Annotated in this window: 14 protein-coding genes and 1 other annotated feature (1 of these 15 only partly in view); of the genes, 9 read left to right on the top strand and 5 right to left on the bottom strand. The window is 53.6% G+C overall.

Going from position 1 to position 22,105, the window contains the following annotated elements:
- Window positions 1-227 (top strand) — a binding site (T-box leader) (it extends 13 nt beyond the left edge of the window).
- Between the two features lie 56 nt (window positions 228-283).
- From H7F31_RS01655 to H7F31_RS01645, 3 genes are all read left to right on the top strand, one after another.
- On the top strand, window positions 284-1,456 hold the full coding sequence (locus tag H7F31_RS01655) for an aminotransferase class I/II-fold pyridoxal phosphate-dependent enzyme (RefSeq protein WP_315970547.1): 1,173 nt from the start codon (window positions 284-286) through the stop codon (window positions 1,454-1,456).
- Window positions 1,457-1,647: 191 nt separating this feature from the next.
- Window positions 1,648-2,076, top strand: coding sequence for a DUF1801 domain-containing protein (locus tag H7F31_RS01650; protein WP_187102721.1), 429 nt, complete (start codon window positions 1,648-1,650; stop codon window positions 2,074-2,076).
- A gap of 116 nt (window positions 2,077-2,192) precedes the next feature.
- A complete protein-coding gene (locus tag H7F31_RS01645) occupies window positions 2,193-3,620 on the top strand; it encodes a glycoside hydrolase family 32 protein (RefSeq protein WP_187102720.1) in 1,428 nt (475 codons plus the stop codon).
- 131 nt (window positions 3,621-3,751) lie between these two features.
- On the opposite strand, the gene H7F31_RS01640 is transcribed toward H7F31_RS01645, so the two are convergent.
- The 5 genes from H7F31_RS01640 to H7F31_RS01620 form a co-directional block, all read right to left on the bottom strand.
- On the bottom strand, window positions 3,752-5,809 hold the full coding sequence (locus H7F31_RS01640) for a TIM-barrel domain-containing protein (protein ID WP_187102719.1): 2,058 nt from the start codon (window positions 5,807-5,809) through the stop codon (window positions 3,752-3,754).
- A 30-nt stretch (window positions 5,810-5,839) separates the two neighbouring features.
- Window positions 5,840-6,721 (bottom strand): carbohydrate ABC transporter permease, encoded by an 882-nt coding sequence (locus H7F31_RS01635; protein WP_315970546.1) that lies wholly within the window; start codon window positions 6,719-6,721, stop codon window positions 5,840-5,842.
- 15 nt (window positions 6,722-6,736) lie between these two features.
- Window positions 6,737-7,648: an ABC transporter permease gene (locus H7F31_RS01630; RefSeq protein ID WP_187105170.1), complete on the bottom strand. Its 912-nt coding sequence runs from the start codon at window positions 7,646-7,648 to the stop codon at window positions 6,737-6,739.
- 93 nt (window positions 7,649-7,741) lie between these two features.
- Window positions 7,742-9,391 carry an extracellular solute-binding protein gene (locus H7F31_RS01625; protein ID WP_187102717.1) on the bottom strand — a complete coding sequence of 550 codons (1,650 nt, stop codon included), beginning with the start codon at window positions 9,389-9,391 and terminating at the stop codon, window positions 7,742-7,744.
- Between the two features lie 142 nt (window positions 9,392-9,533).
- The gene (locus H7F31_RS01620; RefSeq protein WP_187102716.1) at window positions 9,534-10,406 is read right to left on the bottom strand and encodes a helix-turn-helix domain-containing protein; all 873 of its coding nucleotides are present in this window, start codon (window positions 10,404-10,406) and stop codon (window positions 9,534-9,536) included.
- A gap of 143 nt (window positions 10,407-10,549) precedes the next feature.
- Between H7F31_RS01620 and H7F31_RS01615 the strand changes: the two genes are divergently transcribed.
- The 6 genes from H7F31_RS01615 to H7F31_RS01590 all read left to right on the top strand — a co-directional run bounded on the left by H7F31_RS01615 (window position 10,550) and on the right by H7F31_RS01590 (window position 22,045).
- Window positions 10,550-11,509: an alpha/beta fold hydrolase gene (locus tag H7F31_RS01615; protein ID WP_187102715.1), complete on the top strand. Its 960-nt coding sequence runs from the start codon at window positions 10,550-10,552 to the stop codon at window positions 11,507-11,509.
- A gap of 98 nt (window positions 11,510-11,607) precedes the next feature.
- The gene (locus H7F31_RS01610; RefSeq protein WP_187102714.1) at window positions 11,608-13,359 is read left to right on the top strand and encodes a sensor histidine kinase; all 1,752 of its coding nucleotides are present in this window, start codon (window positions 11,608-11,610) and stop codon (window positions 13,357-13,359) included.
- Complete coding sequence (locus H7F31_RS34450; protein ID WP_187102713.1) at window positions 13,359-15,017, top strand: response regulator transcription factor; 1,659 nt, start codon at window positions 13,359-13,361, stop codon at window positions 15,015-15,017. The genes H7F31_RS01610 and H7F31_RS34450 overlap by 1 nt, the downstream gene beginning before the upstream one ends.
- A gap of 99 nt (window positions 15,018-15,116) precedes the next feature.
- A complete protein-coding gene (locus tag H7F31_RS01600; protein WP_187102712.1) occupies window positions 15,117-16,817 on the top strand; it encodes an extracellular solute-binding protein in 1,701 nt (566 codons plus the stop codon).
- 41 nt (window positions 16,818-16,858) lie between these two features.
- Window positions 16,859-20,101, top strand: coding sequence for a DUF6259 domain-containing protein (locus H7F31_RS01595; RefSeq protein ID WP_187102711.1), 3,243 nt, complete (start codon window positions 16,859-16,861; stop codon window positions 20,099-20,101).
- A gap of 264 nt (window positions 20,102-20,365) precedes the next feature.
- Window positions 20,366-22,045 (top strand): helix-turn-helix domain-containing protein, encoded by a 1,680-nt coding sequence (locus H7F31_RS01590; RefSeq protein ID WP_187102710.1) that lies wholly within the window; start codon window positions 20,366-20,368, stop codon window positions 22,043-22,045.
- Window positions 22,046-22,105 lie beyond the last annotated feature (60 nt).

The raw sequence follows: 22,105 nt of genomic DNA, 5'->3' as shown, positions 1-22,105 counted from the left end.
CGAGAAAGAGTACGTTAAGCGAACGATCCGCAGAGAGTTGGGACTGGTGCAAACCAACGTTCGGGCGCTAACAGAAAGCCATCTCCGAGAAGCAGGCTGAACCTAGAGTAAGCTCTGCCGCAATTCCGGCGTTACAAGGAACGCGTATTGATGGATACGTGAGCGGAGTGTCGCTTCATTTGGAAGCGAAACTAGGGTGGTAACACGGGTGCAGACTCGTCCCTTTATGGGGACGGGTCTTTTTTGTTGTCTATGGGATACATGACAAGAGAGGAGAATGGCAATGGCAGAGCTTAACATGGGGGACTTCGTATCCAAGGCGGTGCGCGATATGAAACCTTCGGGCATACGGAAGTTTTTCGACTTGATTGACGGCAGAAAAGACATCATCTCGCTGGGAGTGGGGGAACCCGATTTCGCCACCCCGAAGCTGGTCAGGGATGCGTGCATCACCGCGCTGGAGAAGGGCAGAACGTCCTATACGCCGAACTCGGGACTTCCGGAGCTGCGGGAAGGCATCGCCGAATACCAGCACGCCGAATTCAAGGTGCAATATGAGCCGGGAAACGAGGTGCTCGTTACGGTTGGCAGCAGCGAGGCGATCGATCTGGCCCTGCGCGCCATCGTGACGCCAGGCGATGAGATTCTCATTCCGGCGCCATGTTATATCTCCTATTCTCCGATTACGCAACTTGGCGGCGGCGTGCCGGTGGCCGTAGAGACGCTCGCTGCGGAAGGATTCAAGCTAAGGGCCGAGTTGCTGGCCAAAGCGCTGACCCCGCGCTCCAAGGTGCTTATGTTGTGTTATCCCAACAATCCGACGGGGGCCGTTATGTCCTACGAGGATTGGCTGCCGATCGCGAGGCTTGTGCAGGAGCATAATCTCGTGGTCATTGCCGACGAAATCTACGCGGACCTATCCTACGATCGCAAACACGTTTCGTTCGCCTCGCTTCCCGGTATGAAGGATCGGACCATTCTTGTCGGGGGGTTCTCCAAGTCCTTCGCGATGACGGGGTGGAGAGTAGGCTACGCGTGCGGACATCGGGAATTGATCGGGGCCATGCTCAAGATCCATCAGTATACGGTTATGTGCGCGCCGATTTTGGGGCAGATCGCGGCGATCGAATCGTTGCGGAACGGGCGGGAGGAGAAGGACTTTATGGTCGAATCGTACAGCCAGCGGCGCAAAGTAATCGTTAAAGGCTTGCAGGAAATCGGCCTGCCATGTCACGAGCCGCTTGGCGCGTTCTACGCGTTCCCCTCTATCGCGCATACGGGACTGACCTCGGAGCAATTTGCGCAGAGACTATTGAGCGAGGCTAAGGTGGTTGCGGTGCCGGGCGACGTCTTCGGGCAAGGCGGCGAAGGTTTTCTCCGCTGCTCGTACGCGACTTCGCTCTCGAAAATTAATGAGGCGCTGGAGCGGATGGGGCAGTTCCTTAGAACGCTGTAGCGCAGCGTGCGCCAGACAAGTGAAACCCCCGTCAGGCCGTCGCGTAGTACAGGGTTAGGCAATTCGGCTCGCCCCCCGAGCCGAATTGCCGAACTGGGAACGGCGGGCCGCGATTGCGGTTCGCCGTTATTTTTGCTATTTTGAATGCATGAGACGACCTGTTGCAATGCAGGAATGAGGAGATGAAGCAGATGGCTTACGAGCCGAAGATGAAGGAAACCGAACATAGCGTAATTGAATTCATTGAAGCGGTCGAAAGTCCCAAGAAGCGGGAGGATGCCTACCGGCTGCTGGAATTGTTTTCTGAGACGACGGGTTACGAGGCCAAGATGTGGGGACCCAGCATTATCGGCTTCGGCTCTTATCATTATAAATATGCGAGCGGCCACGAAGGGGATGCGCCGCTTGCCGGCTTCTCCCCGCGAAAGGCGAAGATCAGCCTCTACTTGACGGCATGCGAGCCGGAACGCGAGGAGCTGCTGAAGGCGCTCGGCAAACATACGACCGGGGCGGCTTGCGTCTACGTGAACAAGCTGGCCGATATCGATCTCGATGTGCTAAAGCGGCTGATCGTCGCTACCGTCGAATATGTGCAGGCAATGTATCCCGCTGAGGGTTGATCTGAAGTAAAGCAGGTCCAAACCGGATAGTCAAAAGTGAAGATTGGCGAGTAGATAGCCTGTTCCCCCCTATTTATAATAGGCTTTAAGCCAATATGGGGGAGTGAAGACGAACAATGAACAATCTATTTTACAAGCCGGAGGATGGCTGGCTCGCTGATGTGATTCCCTTTTATGAGGATGGGGAATTCAGATTGCTGTATTTGAAAGATTGGCGCAACAAGGAGGAGTATGGCGAAGGCACGCCGTGGTTCTTGCTCGGAACCAAAGATTTTGTGCATTATAAGGAGTATGGCGAAGTGTTGCCGCGAGGCGGCGAGTCGGAACAGGATTTATATATTTATACGGGCTGCATTCTGAAGGCAGGCGACCTTTACCATATTTTCTATACGGGCAACAACTTCCATTATCCGGCGCAAGGCAAGAAGCAACAAGCGGTCATGCATGCGGTCAGCCATGATATGCTGCACTGGGAGAAGAAACCGGAGGATGCTTTTTTTGCGCCTGAGGACCGCTATGAAGTGCATGATTGGCGAGATCCCTTTGTATTCTGGAACGAGGAGGCGGGGGAATACTGGATGCTGCTTGCAGCCCGGCTTAAGGAAGGACCGGCCAATCGCCGCGGCTGTGTCGCATTGTGCGCCTCCAAGGATCTGACGGCTTGGGAGGTGCGCGATCCGTTTTGGGCGCCGTATCTGTATACCACTCACGAATGCCCCGATTTGTTCCGCATGGGAGATTGGTGGTATCTGATCTATTCGACCTTCTCCGATCGTACGGTAACCCACTACCGGATGAGCAAGTCGCTTAAGGGGCCTTGGCTGGCGCCGGACAACGACGCGCTGGACACGCGGGCGTTCTATGCGGCCAAGACATGGAGCGATGGCGAGCGGCGATACGCATTCGGGTGGAACCCGACCCGGGAAGGCGAGCATGATGGCGGCACCTGGCAATGGGGCGGCAATCTGGTCGTGCACGAAATACAGCAGCAGCCGGACGGCGCTTTGACGGTGAAAGCTCCGGACACGGTGGACGGGATGTTCTCCCTGGAAAAAGACATTGTTTTGCGCAAGGTTCTCGGGCAGTGGGCTTTTGCCGAAGGTTCCGCAACGGTTGACGCTCCCGATCATTTTGCTTGTTCTTATGGCGGCCTGCTGCCGGTAGAAGCGATCAAGCTGGAGGCCAAGATTGAGTTTGACGGCAACACGAGAAGCTGCGGATTTGTTCTTCGGACGGATGAAACGTTAGAACAAGGTTACATGATACGTCTTGAGCCGGGGCGAAGCCGAATCGTTGTGGATCAGTGGCCGCGAAAGGGCGATGTTCCCTATGCGGTTGGCATGGAACGTCCCGTGCAGTTGGGGCCGAATAAGCCGTGTACCTTGCAGGTTTACCTGGAAGGCGAAGTGTGTGTGGTCTATATCAATGGAGAGGTTGCCATGAGCACGAGACTGTACGACTTCAAAAGCGGCGGATGGGGCCTATTCGTAAGCGAAGGCAGCGCGAGATTCGACCTCCGGCAGTTGGAGCCGGTTATGGAGTAAAGCCATCATACAGATGTAAGAAGCGGGCACCCTGCAAGTCTACAAGACTTGTGAGGGTGCCCGCTTCGTAAATGAGTGGATCCGGAAATCAGATCGGGTGATCAATTCCGGTATTCCGATTCGCCTTTCGTTTACGCCTCGTCCTTGACGAATGTGACGTCCCCGATCGTGTACCGTCTGGAGATGATGGCATCCGCGCTGACTGTACGGTCTCCGGTTACGTTGATTGTGCCGAAGGCTAATCCTTCGCTTCGATAGGCATAGCTCGTGGAATCGTCGCATAGCAGGGAACAGCTCCCCTCGTCCGCACCGTATAATATGGGATGCAGCTCCAGCATGCCGCCATCCTCCACGTATGAGACAGGCGCCGCCCAAGGAATCAGCGCTCCCTTTCGAATAAACATCGGCACCTGATCTACCGGCACCTGGCGCGTAATCCATTGGCCGCCATCGATCCACTCTCCCGCAGACCATTCGTACCAGCGGCCTTCCGGCAAATAAAGGTTGCGGATATCTCCGCTGCCATAGACAACGGGCGCAACCAATATATCGTCTCCGACCATAAACTGATCGAAGCAATCGAACACCTCTCGATCGTGGGGATAATCGAGCACCAGGGGACGAACGGGCGGGACGCCTTGCTCACTGTATTTGCCGAAGGCGGCATAGAGATAAGGAATCAAACGCATTCTGAGCTGCAGCAGCTGGCGGCATTGCTCCGTCAACTGGGGCCAATCCTCCAGCCACTCTCCCGCATGGTTTTTGTCGTGATCGTATTGCTTCCACGGGGGAGATGGGATCATATAGCAGTTAAGGACGGCCAATGGCGAAAAGATGACGGCGCCAATCCGGCGCAGAAGCTCTTCTCTGGTTGCGGTTTGCCGGACTTCCGGAGACCACAACAGTCCGGAGAATGCGGCCGTCGCCATGCCCCGCACAAAATCCTTATGCTCGTACAGATCGCTGTAGAGGACATAGGGATAAGGAGCCGCGAGCGCGTGCGAAGCGCGCACTTGTCCGTAGGTGCGGCGATCGGCGGCTACGAACGGGTCCAGCATCGTCTGCTGATAAAGCTGCCCCATCAGGCTGTGCATCTGCTCGCCGTCCGCTCCTCCCGGGAACCGGGCAAAATCGGGAAATCCCCAGTTGCCGATGTAATCGCCATTGTCGCATTCGTCGAGCTTAAAGCCGGATAACCCGGCATCGATGGTCGATTGATGAATGCCGACAAATGCTTCTCTGGCCTGCGGTTGCGTGAAATCCGGCACCAGGCCGTCCCACACATAGCTGTCTCCCGAATAGGGCTTCAATTCGTTGTGAATCGGACTGTCGGGATGCACGTAAGCATGCTCCCACAAGTTGAGCCTGAAGCCCATTTCGTTCAGATCGCGAATAAGCGACTGTTCATCCGGGAAGCGGCTTTTGTCCCAAACATAGGTGCAGGAATAGGCGTTTGTTTGCCAGCCCGGCTCCAAACCAAAGATGTCGCAAGGCATGTCATCCTCCCTGATCTGACGGGCGAGCTTCAGCACATCCTCTTGATTGGCATGCCAATCGGCCCGGTACAAAACGCCAAGTCCCCACATGGGCGGCAATGCGCCGCCGCCGCTGAACAGATTGTAGCGGGAGACCGCGTCCTTCATATCGTCGCCGCAGAAAATATAGATGTCGACCCCTTCGGCCGCCGGGATGTCGACAAGCATATTGCCGCTCCCTTTTTTGACCTCCCAGTGCCCCTTCTCCGTGCCGGCGGACTTAAAGCCTTCCTCATCCTGCCGACTGCCGACCCGCTTGCAGCCTCCGCAGAAGAAGGTAGCATAACGGGCGGTGTCGATCAGAACGCCGTAGCCGGCAGTGCTGACATAGAAAGGGACGGGCGCGTGGGAATCTCCCAGATCCGCTGCCGGATCGGAATTGGTGCGAAGCTTCTTTTTGCTGCCGCTTTGCCTGAACGACTTAAGCTGCAAGCCGAGACCGTACACCTCTTCAGTAGGCTCCAGAGGAATGTCCAATAGAACCGAACCTTTGCGCGGCTCGAATCCAATGTCCTCCTGCAGAAATGGAAGCGGATGATCCTTTAAAACATTTATGGCCTCGAAGCGGGTCCCGGGCTGCAGTACCGAAACAGGCGTAATGGCTTCGGGCGTACCGAAGGTCATTTTATAAATTCCGCTGGCTATTTTTTTCATCTTTCTTGCTCCTTCATCATGTAGGTTAGACTATCCCTTGACGCTGCCCAGAACGAGACCGGTGACAAAATAACGCTGCAAAAACGGATATACGCACAAGATCGGCAGCGTAGCCAATATGATTTGCGCGCTTTTGGTCGTACGAGGTGAAATGCTGGCCAGCAGCGCGGCGTCCTCGGACCGTACATTGCTGAAATCAAAGCTGACGATAATCGATCGCAAGTAGGTGGCGATCGGGTAGTTTTCGGTCTGATTCATAAATAACATGCCATCGAACCAGCTATTCCAGTGTCCTACCATGGCAAGCAGCAAAATCGTTGCGAAAGCAGGCAGGGACAAGGGGAAGTACAGTCGCCATAAAAGGGTCCAGTGTCCGGCTCCGTCGATGCGAAACGACTCATCCAGCTCCCTCGGAAGAATTCTGAAAAAGTTGATCATCAGTACGATATTAAAGACGGCCAGGCTGGTTGGCAGGACAAGCGCCATCATGCTGTCCAGCATGCCCTGGGTTTTCACCTGCATGTACAAAGGAACAATGCCCCCGCTGAAAAGGATCGTAAACATAAAAAACCAGACGTAGACGGTACGCATGCTGAAATCCCGGTTTTCCCTGGAAAGCGGATAAGCCGAAATAAAAGTGACAAGCATTTGCAAAATGCTGCCTACGATGACGCGCACCACGGAAACATTTAATGCCGTCAGAAATTCCGAACGGGTAGCGATGAAGGTGTAGGCGTCGAGCGAGAAGCTGGACGGGAAAAACAGCACATCGCCCATAGCCACCGCCGACGCCGAACTGAGAGAGATCGCCAAGGTGTTAAGCAGCGGCGCGACACAGATCAAGCCCAATACAATAAGAAATAGATAATTGAAAATGGCGAACATTTTTTTGCCATCCATACGATAGTTCATCATGATCCTCCTTGCTCAGAAAATGCGATAATCGGCAAGCTTGTAAGCGAGATAATAGGACACAGCGATAAGCACGCCGGATACGATCGATTTAAATAGACCTACCGCCGTAGCTACGCTGTATTGGGCCTGATTGAAGGCCAGTCGGTAGACCAGCGTATCCAATATATCGCCGGAGTCCATGACTAATGGATTCAGCAAAATAAACACTTGCTCAAACCCTGCGTTGAGCACGTTGCCGAGGCTGAGGGTGGCGAGCAAAATGATGGTGGGGCGAATGCCGGGCAAGGTGACATGCCAGATTTGCCGCCAGCGGCTGGCGCCGTCGATCTCGGACGCTTCATATAAATCCGGATTGATAGAAGTCAGGGCAGCCATATAAATAATCGTATTAAAACCGAAGCTTTTCCACACTTCCGTCGTAATCAGCACGCCAGGGAATAGACTGTTGCTGGACAGGAAGCCGATCGGCTGCCCTCCCAGAGCGCTAATGATACCGTTAACGACGCCCTCGAGGCTGAGAATATCCAGAATAATGCCGCCTAAAATAATCCAGGAAAGAAAATGGGGCAAATACATGGCCGTTTGAAGGACGCGCTTCATCTTGCGGCTTCGCATTTCGTTCAGCATCAACGCAACAACGATAGGAACGAGCAAGGAGAAAACGATTTTCAGTACGGAGATATACACCGTATTAAACATGACTTGCCCGAAGCGGGGCATCGATATAACATATTTGAAATTGGCCAATCCCACCCAGGGAGCGTCAAACCACCCTTTGAACACGGTGAATTTCTGGAAGGCCATTACGATTCCGATCATGGGGATATAACAAAACAAAATAGCTAAAAGAATGCCCGGAATTAAAAAAAGATGATACGGCAGTTCCCGCTTAAACCGCATCCTCAGGCGATCAAGCACAGGCATTCGCGCTGTATCTGACGATGTTTTCACAAGATGTCACCTCTTTCATCGAAAGCCGGCCTCCTTGCAACGAAGAAGGCCGACCTGGCTTTGCTGTTAATTCGATTGGGTTGCGGCATTAATTTCATCCAGGATTTGCCCGCCGCCCTGCTTATTCCACTCGGCAACAAAAGTGTCGAACGCATCGATCGGTTCCGCGCCCATAATTAGTTTCGTGAACATTTCACGCTCATAATCGCCCAGAATGCCCATCTTGTCTCTCATGGTGTCCGTAGTTCCGCTATAAGCTTGGGGAATCAGTCGATCCGTTCCGTAATTTTCGATCGTTGTCTGGAAGCCCTTGACTTGATGGTACTCCATGTAGCCGGTGCCCTTGCCGTCCAGATAAGCGACGCTTGGCTCGTATTTCCCCGTTTCGGTCAGCGCTTCGTCCAGCTTGCTGGGATCGCGTTTTTCGATGGCTTCAATGACGTATTCCAATGATTTTAAGGTAGCTTCATCGGTCGTCAAAGTCCGAACAAGCGACAAGTGACCTTGTTCTACAATCGTTTGCCCGTCTTCGAAAGCAAAGAATTTTTTCACTTCGGGATCATTGCGTTTTGGACCGTAAGCCATTTCGTTGTATTCGTTCAACAATTGAATCAGGATTTCCGGATGTTCGTAGTTTTTGTTGATGACATAATAGCTGACTACGGTGGTGCCTACATTGGCAAACACCTCTTTGCCGTCGGCGCTCGGGGCGACAAGCGGCGTCCAGATCATCTCCGGCTGGCCTTCGAGGCCCGCGCCGTACATGTACACATTCCAGTTGCGTCCGTATGTGATGCCGTACTTGCCGCCGGTCACTTCCTCCACGACTTTCGGCGTGTCCTTCATGCCGAACTCAGGGTCCAGCAGTCCGGCCTTATACATTTCGCTTAACTTTGCAATTGCATTTTTCATTTCCGGCTGAATGCTGCCGTACGTAATTTTCCCGTCATCGCCTTTCAGCCATGTTTGAGGATAGGCGTGATAACCGTTGAAGAAGCCGGTCAGGGACGTAATGCCGTCGAACAGCCAATTGCTGAATGCCAATCCGCCGGTATCATTGACGCCGTTTTGGTCCGGATCCTGTTCCTTGAAGGCTTTGGCGACGGCCATTACATCGTCGATCGTTTGGGGCACCGGCAAATTCAGATTGTCGAGCCAATCCTGCCGTACCCACAGCAAGCTGGGCTCGTAAATAACGGAGGTCATGTAAGGCAAAGCCATAAGCTTGCCATCGAAGGTAGCGGAATTCATGCCTAAGCCGCCGTCTCCGTACAAAATTTCTTTGGTCAAATCAGAGGCGTGTTCGTTAAATACATCTGTCAAATCGGCCGCCATATCTGCCTCCACCAACGTCTCCAACTGGTTGGTCGAAATTTCCATCAGCATGTCGGGAATGGAGCCCGAGGCAATGACGATGTTCAGCTTCTCGTTATACTCGCTTTGCAAGGACGTCCATTCATGCGTGACATTGAGACCGAATTTGTCGGCATAATGTCTGTACCAGATATTATTGGCGAAGTCGTCTCCTTCCGGATAACCCCATGTAGGCAATGAATAACGTCCTACCTTTAAATCAATGTTCTTCTCCGGCGCGACACTGCCGGACTCGGACGGTCCCGGGCTGGCGGTTTCCGGAGCCGTTGCATTCGGCTGTGAACTGCATGCCGTCATCAACAGAAGAATCGAGCTCAGAACAATTGCTGCCTGTTTTTTCATCGCGTTGTTTCCCCCTTAAGTTGTTCTTGATATCCCTTGACATGCCAAGAATAACAACTGGCGAAACGCGCTGCTAGAGTCCGATTTGAACATTCGATTATCCGATTTGGACATTTTTTAGTTTTAATCAAGTTCAACCTTACTAGTTGATGAATAGTTGATTGTCGGAGATGAGGCTTCCGTCCTGCTCCCTGAACTGCTGCGGCGACGCGCCGACCATTTTGCGGAATACTTTTCCGAAGTAGCTGCTGTTGTCGAATCCGGTGGAAGCCGCGATGGCGACCACGGTTTCATTCGTCTGTCGCAGCAGTCGGCAAGCTTCCGCGATACGGATTTTCGTCAACTGATGAATCGGCGTGGCGCCGATATGTTTGGCGAACAATCGGCAGCAATGATGTTTGTTAACGCCGGCGGCTGCCGCAATTTCATCGAGGGTTAGCAAACGGTGATACTGGGTCTCCATGAGCTGCAAGGCGCGTTGAATGGATTCGGGGAGCGGTTTGCCGGCGTCGGGCATGCCGTCCATGAGCCGCAAGCAGGACAGAATCCAATCGTATAAAGTAAGCGAGATTTCGTATTTGTCCCTTAATCCGTTGTCGCCGGCAATTTGCATCATATCCCACAGCATGGAGATGGGACGAGCCTGGGGTTTGAAGCTGACGACAGGGCCCGCTTTTGCCATCAGATCATGCCAGAGCGGAAAAACATGCGTGCCGCTTGCGACCAGAAATATATATTCCCATGGCGTTTTGGAAGCGGAGTTGTAATAATAACAATGCGAATCGGGGATGTGCAGGAAGAAGCCGTGATTTTTCGGCACCGTGTAATGACGGCCATGATAGATCAGATGCCCTTCGCCCGCCAAGGTATATTGGAACAGCACGAATTTGTCGTCCCTTGCCATGCCGTCCCAGCGATAAGTTTCGCTGGCCGTGCTTTCCCAGCCGATCGGTCGAATGGCCATCAACGGATTGTTTTGATCGCTATACCGAAATTCATAATTGGTTTTGAGCAAAATAATACTACCTCCCGTTCAATATTTTGCTATTGTCACGATAGCGGAAATGTTTTAGATTCAATGTAAATCAAATTTGATGCAAATATTGTACTATATGTCGGGCTTTGATCCGCAATCATTTGTTATGGAGGTGCATACCCATGCCGCTGGTCGACATGCCGCTCGATCAATTAAAAAAATATACCGGGACCAATCCGCGCCCGGATGATTTTGACGAATATTGGGAACGGGCGCTTGCAGCCATGCAAGAAACAGATCCGCAAGTCGAGCTTGTCCGGAGCGAATTTCAGGTTCCGTATGCCGAGTGTTTCCATCTTTACTTTAACGGGACGGGAGGCGCGCGCATCCATGCGAAGCTGGTTCGACCGCTTCATGTGGAAGAGCCGCATCCTGCAGTCCTGCAATTCCATGGTTATGCGCATCATTCGGCGGATTGGGCGGATAAGCTGATTTATGCGTCACTGGGCTTTACGGTGGCTACAATGGACTGCCGGGGCCAAGGGGGGAATTCCGAAGATACGGGCGGCATCAAAGGTACGACGCATAAAGGCCATATTATACGAGGTCTGGACGATCATCCCGATCGGCTGCTGTTTCGCCAAATTTTTCTCGATACGGCGCAGCTCGCGGGCATTGTCATGAATATGCCGGAGGTCGACGCCGAACGCGTGGCTGCGATCGGCGGTTCGCAAGGGGGAGGACTCGCACTGGCATGCGCGGCTCTGGAGCCCCGCGTGAATCGTGCCGCACCCAGCGTTCCCTTTCTCTGCGATTACAGAAGAGTGTGGGAGATGGATCTGGCGCGGGATGCGTATGAGGAGCTGAGAACGTTTTTCCGCCATCACGATCCCCAGCATTTGCGCGAAACCGAAATTTTCGAGAGGCTTGGCTATATTGATGTGAGACATCTTGCGCCGCGTATTCAAGGCAAAGTGATGATGGGAGTCGGATTGCTGGACACCGTCTGTCCGCCGTCGACGCAATTTGCCGCTTACAATGCCATTGGCTCCGAGAAACGAATGGAAATTTATCCTGACTTTGTTCACGAGAGATTGCCGGATTTCGAAGACAAAACGATACAGTTTTTGTTGGAAATGTAACAGGAGAGGCAGTAGCCTCTCTTTTTGTTGTCCTCTCGAAGCAATGCGGTGTATGCTTTAGCCTAAGCAAGGTCAAGTAGTATGAAGGAAGGTGCCGCATGCCTGATTTTTTGAAATCGCTTACGATTTATCCGAAGCTGGTTTTGTCCTTTTTGCTCGTTATAGTGCCGATCTATATATCCAGTCTGATGATGAATCGTTCCGGGCAAGACATCGTACAGACGCAAATATCCGAATCCATGGCGTCCCGTGTGCACTTTTATACGGTTTCCCTGGAGACGGAGCTCGCCCGGCTTACCCGTCTGAAGTGGGAATATCTCAACGACGACGATTTGCTGGCGCTTGCCAATACGCCGGAGCGGCTGGACGACTTTGAGCGGACGCAGGCTATTTTGTCCATCAAAAACAAGCTCTATTTGCTAAAAAGTTCAAGTCCGTTCGTAGAAAATGTCACGCTCTATATACCGGCTTTGAACAGAAGCATTAATGCCAACAACTTTGATTATCAGATTACCGACGGTGAACTGGATGCGATTACCGACTCGGAGCGAATGCGATCAGCGTTATTCGGGATACAGGGCCGGCTGCTGATGAGCGGCGCATATCCCGATTCCGTCTACGCGGATCGCGCCCCGGTGTTGGCGATGGAGATCGAATTGTCGCGCGCCGAGATCGTTCGGACGTTGTCCAGCATGTCGGAGGGCGGGCAGGGAGGCGTGGCATGGATCGATGCCAGCGGACGGTGGCAGGTTTCGACAAATACCGATAGCGAGCTGCTGGAGCTGCTGACGGACGGCCTGGGATCGTATGAAGGCAACGAATGGCCGCAAAGAGGGCAGCTACAAGTGGTTTCCGGCGGTGTAGCCTATTTCACTGCGCATGAGTATTCACCGGCGCTGGGGGCGACGCTTGCCGTGTTTACCCCGGCGAAGACGGTCATGCAGCCGCTCAGCGAACATCGCAACTGGATCGGGATTGTATCGGTGATCGCCTTGCTGCTCGTCATTGTGTTCTCCTATTGGATTCATCAACTGATACACAAACCGATCAAAAGGCTGATCGGGTCATTCCGCAAAGTCGAGAAAGGCGATCTCGGCGTGAGGGTTTATCACGTCAACCGGGATGAATTCCATTACGTATACAATCAGTTCAACGCGATGCTGGGCCAGATTCAATCGCTGATTCACGAGGTGTACGAGCAGCGAATTCGTTCCCAGCAGTCCGAGTTGAAGCAGCTGCAATCGCAAATAAATCCTCATTTTTTTTATAACAGCTTTTTTATTTTGCAGGGTCTGGTGCAGATGAGGGAACATGAATTGGCGGATAAAATGTTTCATCATCTCGGCAGTTACTTTCAGTTTATTACGAGGAGCGGGGCGGAGAACGTAACCCTTGCCGCGGAAATGAAACATGCCCGGGCTTATGTGGAAATTCAAAAAATCCGATTCTCCGATACGGTGCTCGTCGAGCTGGAGGATGTGCCCATTGCCTGGGAGTCGGTCATGGTACCGCGATTGATTGTCCAGCCTTTAATCGAAAATGCCTACCAGTACGGCCTGGAGAACAAACAAGCCGACGGCCTTCTGACCCTTCGTTTCCGGGAAGTCGAAGGAAATCGGCTCATGATCGAAGTGGATGATAATGGAGAAGAGCTGGGTGACAGCCGGCTGGAAGAAATGCGCAAAGCGATTGCCGCCGCCGATCGCGCGATGGAGACCACGGGCCTATTGAACGTGCATCGCAGGCTGCAATTGAAATTCGGCGAGGATTGCGGTTTGCAGGTTTCGAGGAGCGAGCTTGGAGGGTTTCAAGCGCGATTGACGATTCGAAGAGAAGAAGGTGAAGAGTGATGATCAGATTGCTTATTGTCGATAATGAACGGTTCATTGTAGAAAGTCTGCTGGACCTGTTCAGGCAGTCGGACGAGCTCGAAATCGAGGCTTTCGGCGTTTATTCGGGGCAAGAAGCGCTTGAAATGCTGGAGAGAATGAAGTTTGACATCGTGTTGTCCGACATTCGTATGCCTGGTTTGGATGGATTGGAGCTCCAGAAAGAAATAGTCAGGCAATGGCCCTGGTGTAAAATCATTTTCCTGAGCGGCTACGATGAATTTCAATATATTCAGCAGGTCATGCGCAATGGCGGAGTCGAGTATCTGCTCAAGATGGAGGGGCCGGACGCCATCCTTCGCGCTGTAGAGAAGGCCTCCGCACAATTGTATGCGGCTGGGGAATCCAAGGCGTTTATTCAGAGAGCGGAAAGCCAGATGCGTATGGCAAGACCGCTTTTGATCAACGATTATTTGCTCGAGGTTCTGCAAGGAGACAGGCAATCGCTTCGCGGCATGTCGGACAAGTTCGCGCAATGGGAGTGCCCGCTGGACGCCCGGCAAGACGTGCTGCTGGTGATGGGGCGCGTGGACGACTGGCGCGACAAGCTTGGCGTATCCGACCGGGAGCTGATGTTGTATGCGATCCAGAACATAGCGGAGGAGTTATGGACGGCGTCGGCCAGATGCCTGACCGTAAGATTCGAGAGAAACAAGCTGCTATGGATATTGCAGCCTTCGGGAGAGAACGACATTTCCATTGAATCGGCACTGCGTCATATGCACAGAACGATGGAGACCGTGCAGATTTCCTGTCGGCAGACGCTTAAGCTTAGCGTATCGCTGGCGGCAAGCGCGTCATTTCTTCCATGGGATCAAGTTGCGGAGCAGTTTAGCGCCCTGACGCAATTGCTTGGCCGAGGGCTTGGCATGGGCAAAGAATTGATATTGCTCGATGACCGCCGCGCAAGGATGGACAAGGTAGAGGTGCAATTCCATCAGGTGCGCAGTCAGCTTGGCAAGCTGCCGGCAATGGCGGCTTATTTGGAAAATGGTCAGAAAGAGCATTTTATGATCGAATTCGATAAATTGGCGGCATTGCCTGCCGCCGTCAATCAGGACGATACGTTGAAGCTGGAAATCTACTACTCCACGGCAACGCTGTTTCTATCCTATATGAATCGTTGGGAGCTGCACAAAGTAATCGGACGTATGATCGATTTGGCCAAATTGGTTAAATATGATGCCCACGGCTCCTGGCACGAAGCGTTAAGCTATTTGTCGCGATTGGCCGAATGCCTGTTCGAACAGAAGCATAACGACCATATCTACAGTGAAGACGACCTCGTCAAACACATTCGGCTTTACGTGGAGCATAATTTGGCAGGCGATTTGTCATTGACGCGAATCGGCGAGGTTGTGGGCTACAACCCCTATTACTTGACCAAGCTTTACCGGCGAATCACGAATGAAGCGTTGACCGATTTTATCGCGTCAGTCAGATTGGCCAAAGCCCGGAAGCTGCTGGAGCAAGGGGACGTCATCGTGCAGGATATTTCGAAATCGATTGGATTTATGACGGAACATTCTTTTTACCGCTTTTTCAAGAAGGCTACGGGACTGACGCCCCAGGAATACCGGGAACGGCAAAGCGTATCCAAAAAGGATAATGAAAAATGAAAAATGGCAAGTAGAGCGGCTGTGCCGAACAATTTTATAATAGATTCGGGCAGCACGGGCCGCGCATCTGTATATATCCATATGTCAGAGGTGAGGGAAATGAATCGAACATGTTTATCCGTGCTGGCAGCCTGCATCGCGGTATCGCTGCTGCTGACAGCGTGCGACAACGCGACGAATAACGATATAGACAACACGAGTGGGAACAGAGGGAACGCGACGAAGGAAGAGCCGTCCGCTGTGGACAAGGAGGCCGCTGCCAGTGCCAATCCTTTCGGGAAATACGATCCGCCGGTCAAGGTTCGTGTTGCGCGTCCGGTTGATCAGACCTGGACTTATCCGCAAGGCGACAGTATCGACAACAACATCTGGTATCGGGAATATGAAAGCTTGCTTGGCATCCAGGTTGTACATGACTGGACCGCGCTGACGGGGGAATACAACCGCAGGCTTAACGTGGCGATCGCCTCCGGAGAGTTGCCGGATGTATTCTCGGTATCATCCAGTCAACTCAAGCAGCTTGCGGACAGCGGTCAATTGGAGGATCTGACGGACGCCTACGAGAAGTACGCCTCCGATCATACGAAGAAGCTGCAGATGGGCGATGGAGGAGCGGCGCTCGCTTCGGCGACGTTTAATGGCAAGCTGCTTGCCATTCCGGTTGTCAATGCTCCGATCTATGAGTCCAATCTGCTGTGGGTGCGAACGGATTGGCTGGATAAGCTGGGTTTGTCCGAGCCGGAGACGCTGGATGATGTGCTTGAAATTGCCGAGGCCTTTACCGAACGGGACCCCGACGGCAACCATCAGCGGGACACATACGGGCTTGGGGTCGGCAATTATTTGTACGGTCCGATTGTATCGACAACCGGTTTTTTTAATGCTTACCATGCTTATCCCCAAATATGGCTTAAAGCTGCAACCGGACAAATTGTATACGGTTCGGTTCAGCCGGAAATGAAGGATGCGCTGGCTAAGCTGCGCGAGATGTACAGGGACGGTCAGCTTGATCGAGACTTCGGCGTCAAAGACAGCAATAAAGTGGCGGAGGATATCGCCGCTAACCGAATTGGCATGGCTTTTGGCGCGAACTGGAATCCCTATGTGTTTATCGACGCCGTAAAAAAAAATCCGGACATGGAGTGGAAGTCGTACCCGGTTCCATCCGTGGACGGAACGCCGACCAGAGCCAGCGCAAGCTTTTCCGCGAGCGGTTATGTCGTTGTGCGCAAAGGTTTTGCGCATCCCGAAGCAGTCGTCAAGATGCTGAACTTGCACGAGGAGGTTGTTCACGGTTCGAGGAGAGACGAAGGCGAATTTATTACGGTGGAAGAGAACGGCGAGAGAATCAATACATCCCGTTTGTCCCTTGTGCAATCCGGCGTGTCCAATGAAGGCGTGCTGGAATCGTTGGAGCTGCTGCGGCGCGCTATAGAAAACGAGGATGAAAGCCTGCTTGGGGATACGCTGACGGAGAGCGACAAATACGGGCCTACCGTTAACTACTTGAAGACCGGCAGCATCGACAACTGGGCGGTGGCGCATCAATATTTCGGATTTGTGACGACGATGGATCATTATACGGGCGATCGCCTGCTCATGACGGCTTTTGGCGGACAGACGCCGACGATGATCGACAAGTGGGCAACGCTTGACAAGATGGAACGGGAAACCTTTACCAAAATCATTATGGGCGCCGCATCCATTGATGAATTCGATGTGTTTGTTTCAGACTGGCATAAGCTTGGCGGAGAAACGATCCTGCAAGAAATTAACGATTGGTTATCGGCTCAGCAATAAGAGGAAGGACGGGCCGATCAAGAGGAGAAAGGGATCGTGTTATGAGATCGGCAAGCAAAAAAATGTGGCTGGCCGGCCTGGCTGTATTGCTTCTGTGTCAATGGGCTCCGGGCAGGGCTGCGGCGGAAGGCCAGCGTGTCGGATTTAATTCCGCAACGGGCAACATTGATTTTACTTACGGAAACGCTCAATTGGCTTATGGCGAAAGCGGCGAGCTGACCGGCATTCGTCATCTTACCCTAAATGCATTGTGGAATAACGCCGCCGACGCCGTCGTAACAGGCAAAAAAGGGCATGCCACTGTTGAGCATGTATGGGGCGAAGGCTCGGCGAAAGCCGAACTGGAGACGACGGTGGCCCGCAAATATGACGGAACGCTGACGATTAGCCAGTATGCCGAGTCCGCCGCGGAGGGGATTACGGGCATCCAATGGGGATTGATCGTGCCGGATACGCATGATCTCATCCTTCCCGTTCTTGGGGGCATTCGTTTGACGGCGGAATCTCCCGATGCCGCTTACGGGTTCCGCCAATTTGCCTATCCGGATGTCTGGGAAGCGCAAATGCTGTTGATTCAAGGCGATGGCGGAGGCATGCTCGTGCATGCGAATGACGATGCGATGTTTTTCAAAACCCTGCATGTCAAACATGAGAACGGATATTTCCATATTGGATTGGAAACGCATACACCGGCGCCGTTCCAGCAGACCAAAACGGCAGCATCCACTGACTGGCGGCTGAAAGCTTATGCCGGGGATTGGACCAACGGAGCGCTAATGTATCGCGATTGGGCGGATCAAACCTTCCGTCTGTCCGAGCTTTCCGCGCTGGAGCCTGCATGGGCCAACGATATTCGTTTTACTGTGCTGACCGATCTGGAAGATCCGGATATGCTGGATCAGTTGGCCCAGAAGGTGCAGGCGGATCAGACTTTGCTGGTGGTGCCCGGATGGCGCGAGGATCCCTATGACGTCAACTTCCCGAATTACGCGCCCAAGGCGGATATGGCAAACAAGGTGCAAGAGGCGCAGGCACTCGGCTTCAAGGTCATGCTGTATGTCAATATATTCGGCGTGTCGTTCGACAACCCAGCCTATGCGGCCTTGCAAGCCTATCAGGTCAAGGACCCCTATACGCTGACGCCGAAGAAATGGGAGTATTCGGCGGGCTCGGAGCAGATTGCTTTTGCCGTCATCAATCCGGCGGCGGAAGCCTGGCGCGAGATGTTTGTGGACAAGATGGCGGATCTGGTGGATGAAGTCGGTCCCGACGCGATTCATTTGGACCAATCCCTGCTCATGTACAATGACGCGAACGGTCTTATTGACGGCAAAAATATGATGCAAGGCAATCTCGCGCTGCATCGCGAGCTGAGGCAGGCGCTTCCGGCGCATATCGCGTTGGGAGGAGAGAGCCTTAATGAAATTACAACGCGCTACGAGTCCTTTGCGCAGCGACATGCGTATGGCATCTTTTCCGGTACGGGCACCTGGGACAACAGCAAGATCGATCAGGTCGTCCCGGCAAGCTCTGCCATCTTTGCCCCTTATACGACGATTTACGGGCATCCCGATCACGCCAATCCGATGACGGAAGATTATTATATGGCTTGGCATAAAGTGGTTCAGAACAGGCTGGGGGCCGTTCCGATGTTATCCAGACCCAACTACGGGCAGGTGGCGAATCCGACGCCGCTCATGGAGCAGTTGTTCGCGGAGGCCAATTGGTATCAGGACGCAAGGCCGGAGGCGAGCTTTACAGGCTGGACGGGCAACACGCTGTTCGCCTTCCGTACAGAGGACGGCAAGACCGCGCAATATGTGAGAGATTCTTTTGGCGAGAAACTGCATGTCCGTTCATCGGGTTTCCCGTGGCAAGGGACCAATGTTGTACGTTACTTGTACGGTTCCGAAGCCTATGAACTGTCCGGAACGATTCCGGGCTGGCGTTTGTATGACGCTACGAGACTGTACGGGCTCAATCCCGGTCAAACGTATCTGTACAACGGCGAACCTCGCGATTTAAACGCTTTTCATATTTATGACTGGCCGGAGAATGTAAGCCTCAAGCAATTGGCGCTCCGGACCAACCATGCCGTAATTCGTATGGAGGACCTGCTTCAGGCAAGCGAAATCAACCTCCTGAACTATGCGGGACCGATTCGCGCAGGCGAAACGATGGGCGATGACACGGTCCATCAGACTGATACGTCTTTCTCTTCCACGAACGGCTTTTCCTTCTCATTCGCGGGGGGCGGCACGGTGCAGCACTGGGGAGATCGCATGCTGGCTCATCCGCCTTATATCGGGCAGTGGCAAGATGGCCACACCTGGCTGGAGTTCGATGTGGACATTCCGGCCGATGTGGCAGCAAGCTTCCAGGTTGGCGTACAGCTCGGGTCCGAGCAAAATGTGCTGCACAGCGACGGGGTGACGTTTAAGGCTCTCGCATGGGAGAAGGAGGCTGCACCGGGGACGCGCGTCGTTCTGAGCGAAGAGCAATTTAGCAGAAGCGCGACTGCAGCCCCTATGGAGCTTGATCTGTCTTCCTTCGCCGGCACGACCGTAACCGTCAGGCTGGAGACGCATCCGGGAGCAACCGTAGATAATGATTCCGCCGTATGGGTGGAGCCTCGTGTTGTGCTGGAGCCGAATGGCGAACAAGCGCGAATGGTAGAGCTGAAGTTCGTTAGTCCTCAGGCAGTGGCGGAAATAAAATCGGTGTCGGGTCAAGCGGGGCTCTCCGACCTGGGCAACGGCAAATTCGTGATAACGGCGCCGGCATCGGATACGGTCTATCTGATTTATGACGCCTTGACGCCGGCGACGCTTCCGCTATCGCTGGATAGCGCTCCATTTGACACCAGTCTATGGTTCGACAATGGCATGGAAGGGTTGGCGCAGGCTCCCTTCGGAGGGTTTGCGGGAACCGGCTCCGTCAACAATGTTAACAAGCAGGGGCTGGACGCGCATCCGCCTCAGCGAGGTCAAACGCATGTCGAATACGCTCTGCGATTGCCCGTCGGTACAGATGCTGCGCTCACCGGGTTTGCCGGGATCAAGGATGGAGCGGACGAGTCCGGAGGCGTCGGATTCCGTATTGCGGTAAACGGGAACATCGTTTGGTCGGAAGACATGATGCCAGGCGCGGCTTGGGAGCCGTTCCATATTTCCTTGGCCGATTATGCAGGCGAGAGTGTCGTTCTGACCTTGATTACGGACTCCATGGGCGACTACGGTTACGACTGGGCATTTTGGGGCGAACCTCAACTGATTGCCGACTAATTCGTCAATACGCAATGAGGCAGTGGCCGATGCCGACCGTTGAAACCTTGCCAGACAGTCGCGTAATACAGGATTAAGCATTTCGGCCCGCCCCGCGGGCGAATTACAGAACTGGGGACGGCGGGCCGCGATTGCGGCTCGCCTTTATTTGCGTGGAGCAAGGCGCTGGCAAGGCAGGGGGAGCCCAGGCCCTTCACCTTTTATGCTAGGATTTTCGGCTTGCGGGGGCGTATAATGGACTTGGAAATAGAAGGAGCTGAGGACATGGACACGAGCGTGAACCTGATCTACGCATTTCGATCCATCACACATCTTACGGTCAGCCGCGAGCCCATTCAGCGGAAATTGCAATCGCGCTTTCCCTGGATGCTGCTGGGCATCGCCGGCTCGGGGCATGTCCACGCGAGCGCCGAAGGGGATGCCGTTACGAGGTTGGTGCCAGGCAGTGCGCTCGTTGGCGCTGCCGGAACGGCTTCGGAGGGTATCATCTTGCAGCCGGAGCTTTCGAAAGGCGAGTGGAAGCTTTATTGGATGGAGTTTCTGGAGCTTCGAATCCACGAGAATACAGATGTGCTTGCGAGTTTAAGTGCCACAAGTCACATGTCGACTAAGGGGGCCTCCTGGCTGCCGGAAGGCGAGATTGTTGTTGCCGCTCAAGCCGACGAGCTTGCACCTCTGGCCGAACGGCTCTATTACGCCATGCATATGCAGGCAGACCATCCTCAGCAGAGCTTGATCGCCCACATGCTCGTGCAGCAAATGATGGTGTGGTGGCATGGCGAAGGCATGCGCCGCAACAGATCGGTTGAGCAGCCGACGACGGAGCAATCCGTCATGAGCGTTGCGCATTATATGGAGGATCACTATGGGGAGCCTTTGACGAGAGAGCAGCTCGCTCGCATGGCAGGCGTGGCCGACGCCTATTTCTCCATCCTTTTCAAGAAAATGACGGGTGTTCAGCCCTCCGTCTATTTGGAGCGTCTGCGTGCGCATCGGGCAGCGGAGCTGCTTCTACTGGGCAGGGAGAATAGAGGGGATCTGACGGAAGTGGCTCTTGCATCGGGATTTCGCGACTCCTGGTATATGAGCAAACGTTTTAAGGGAGTAATGGGAGTCGGTCCTTCGTTGTTCCGGACGTCCTTCGTACCGGAGAGGATCGCGTCGCTGCAGTATCCGTACACGCATCATCTGCTGGCACTGGGCGTCATGCCGGTCGCGGCCCGATTTGGACAGGGAATGGATGCGCCATCGCCCGACGTTCGCAAAGAAACCAATGGGTTTCCGGCGCTGCTCTCCATCGAAGGACAGCGACAGCTGCTCTCCGACAGTCGTCCACAGCTTATTTTGACGTACGATACGGAGGACAAGCAGGCCAGATGGAGAGGCGTTGCGCCTGTCATCTATATCCCTTGGCTGGGAACGGATTGGCGGGGGCATCTGCGCGCGATCAGCTCTTTGCTTCTGCGGGAGCAAGCGGCTGAAGCTTTGATTAGCAGGCTGGACGGCATCGCGGATGAGGTGCGGCGCCAAATCGGCGGGCGGTACGCACCCGGGACGACGGTCAGCGTGTTCAAGCTCGAGAACAACCGTTGTTATTTGTACGGGGTACGCGATGTGGGATGTATTTTCTACGAGATGCTGGGGTTCGAGCCGCCAGCTCAAATAAAGAACAAATTAACCGGGGAACCGAACTTGCATAGCATGGAGATTCCGATGCGCCAAATGGCGGAATGCGCGGGCGACGTCAATGTCGTTATTCTGTCGCCGGACAGCGATCAACACAGCCATCTCCTGCAAACCAACGAGCATTGGCGATCGTTCGAGGTGGCGTCGTCCCATCGTCTCATCTATCTGGATTATCGGGACTGGCTGCACTACGATCCCATTTATATAGAAGCGCAGTTGAAAAAAATTCCTGATATTTTAGGAGTAAGCTCATTTTAGTTAACAATATGACCAGTAACCTCTAATAATACGCTCTAGCAGCCTGCTGCTCGCGTCCCT

The sequence above is a fragment of the Paenibacillus sp. PAMC21692 genome (genome assembly GCF_014303795.1).
Lineage (GTDB): Bacteria > Bacillota > Bacilli > Paenibacillales > Paenibacillaceae > Pristimantibacillus > Pristimantibacillus agaridevorans.
The sequence above is the reverse complement of the archived record's forward strand: the minus strand, read 5'-3'. Positions and strand labels throughout refer to the sequence as shown.

Excerpts from the sequence above, each read along its gene's own strand:
- H7F31_RS01615 (WP_187102715.1), top strand. The coding sequence starts at position 10,550 with ATGCCGCTGGTCGACATGCCGCTCGATCAATTAAAAAAATATACCGGG.
- H7F31_RS01640 (WP_187102719.1), bottom strand. The coding sequence starts at position 5,809 with ATGAAAAAAATAGCCAGCGGAATTTATAAAATGACCTTCGGTACGCCC.
- H7F31_RS01650 (WP_187102721.1), top strand. The coding sequence starts at position 1,648 with ATGGCTTACGAGCCGAAGATGAAGGAAACCGAACATAGCGTAATTGAA.
- H7F31_RS01635 (WP_315970546.1), bottom strand. The coding sequence starts at position 6,721 with ATGAACTATCGTATGGATGGCAAAAAAATGTTCGCCATTTTCAATTAT.
- H7F31_RS01655 (WP_315970547.1), top strand. The coding sequence starts at position 284 with ATGGCAGAGCTTAACATGGGGGACTTCGTATCCAAGGCGGTGCGCGAT.
- H7F31_RS01600 (WP_187102712.1), top strand. The coding sequence starts at position 15,117 with ATGAATCGAACATGTTTATCCGTGCTGGCAGCCTGCATCGCGGTATCG.
- H7F31_RS01610 (WP_187102714.1), top strand. The coding sequence starts at position 11,608 with ATGCCTGATTTTTTGAAATCGCTTACGATTTATCCGAAGCTGGTTTTG.
- H7F31_RS01625 (WP_187102717.1), bottom strand. The coding sequence starts at position 9,391 with ATGAAAAAACAGGCAGCAATTGTTCTGAGCTCGATTCTTCTGTTGATG.
- H7F31_RS01645 (WP_187102720.1), top strand. The coding sequence starts at position 2,193 with ATGAACAATCTATTTTACAAGCCGGAGGATGGCTGGCTCGCTGATGTG.
- H7F31_RS01590 (WP_187102710.1), top strand. The coding sequence starts at position 20,366 with ATGGACACGAGCGTGAACCTGATCTACGCATTTCGATCCATCACACAT.
- H7F31_RS01595 (WP_187102711.1), top strand. The coding sequence starts at position 16,859 with ATGAGATCGGCAAGCAAAAAAATGTGGCTGGCCGGCCTGGCTGTATTG.
- H7F31_RS34450 (WP_187102713.1), top strand. The coding sequence starts at position 13,359 with ATGATCAGATTGCTTATTGTCGATAATGAACGGTTCATTGTAGAAAGT.
- H7F31_RS01630 (WP_187105170.1), bottom strand. The coding sequence starts at position 7,648 with ATGCCTGTGCTTGATCGCCTGAGGATGCGGTTTAAGCGGGAACTGCCG.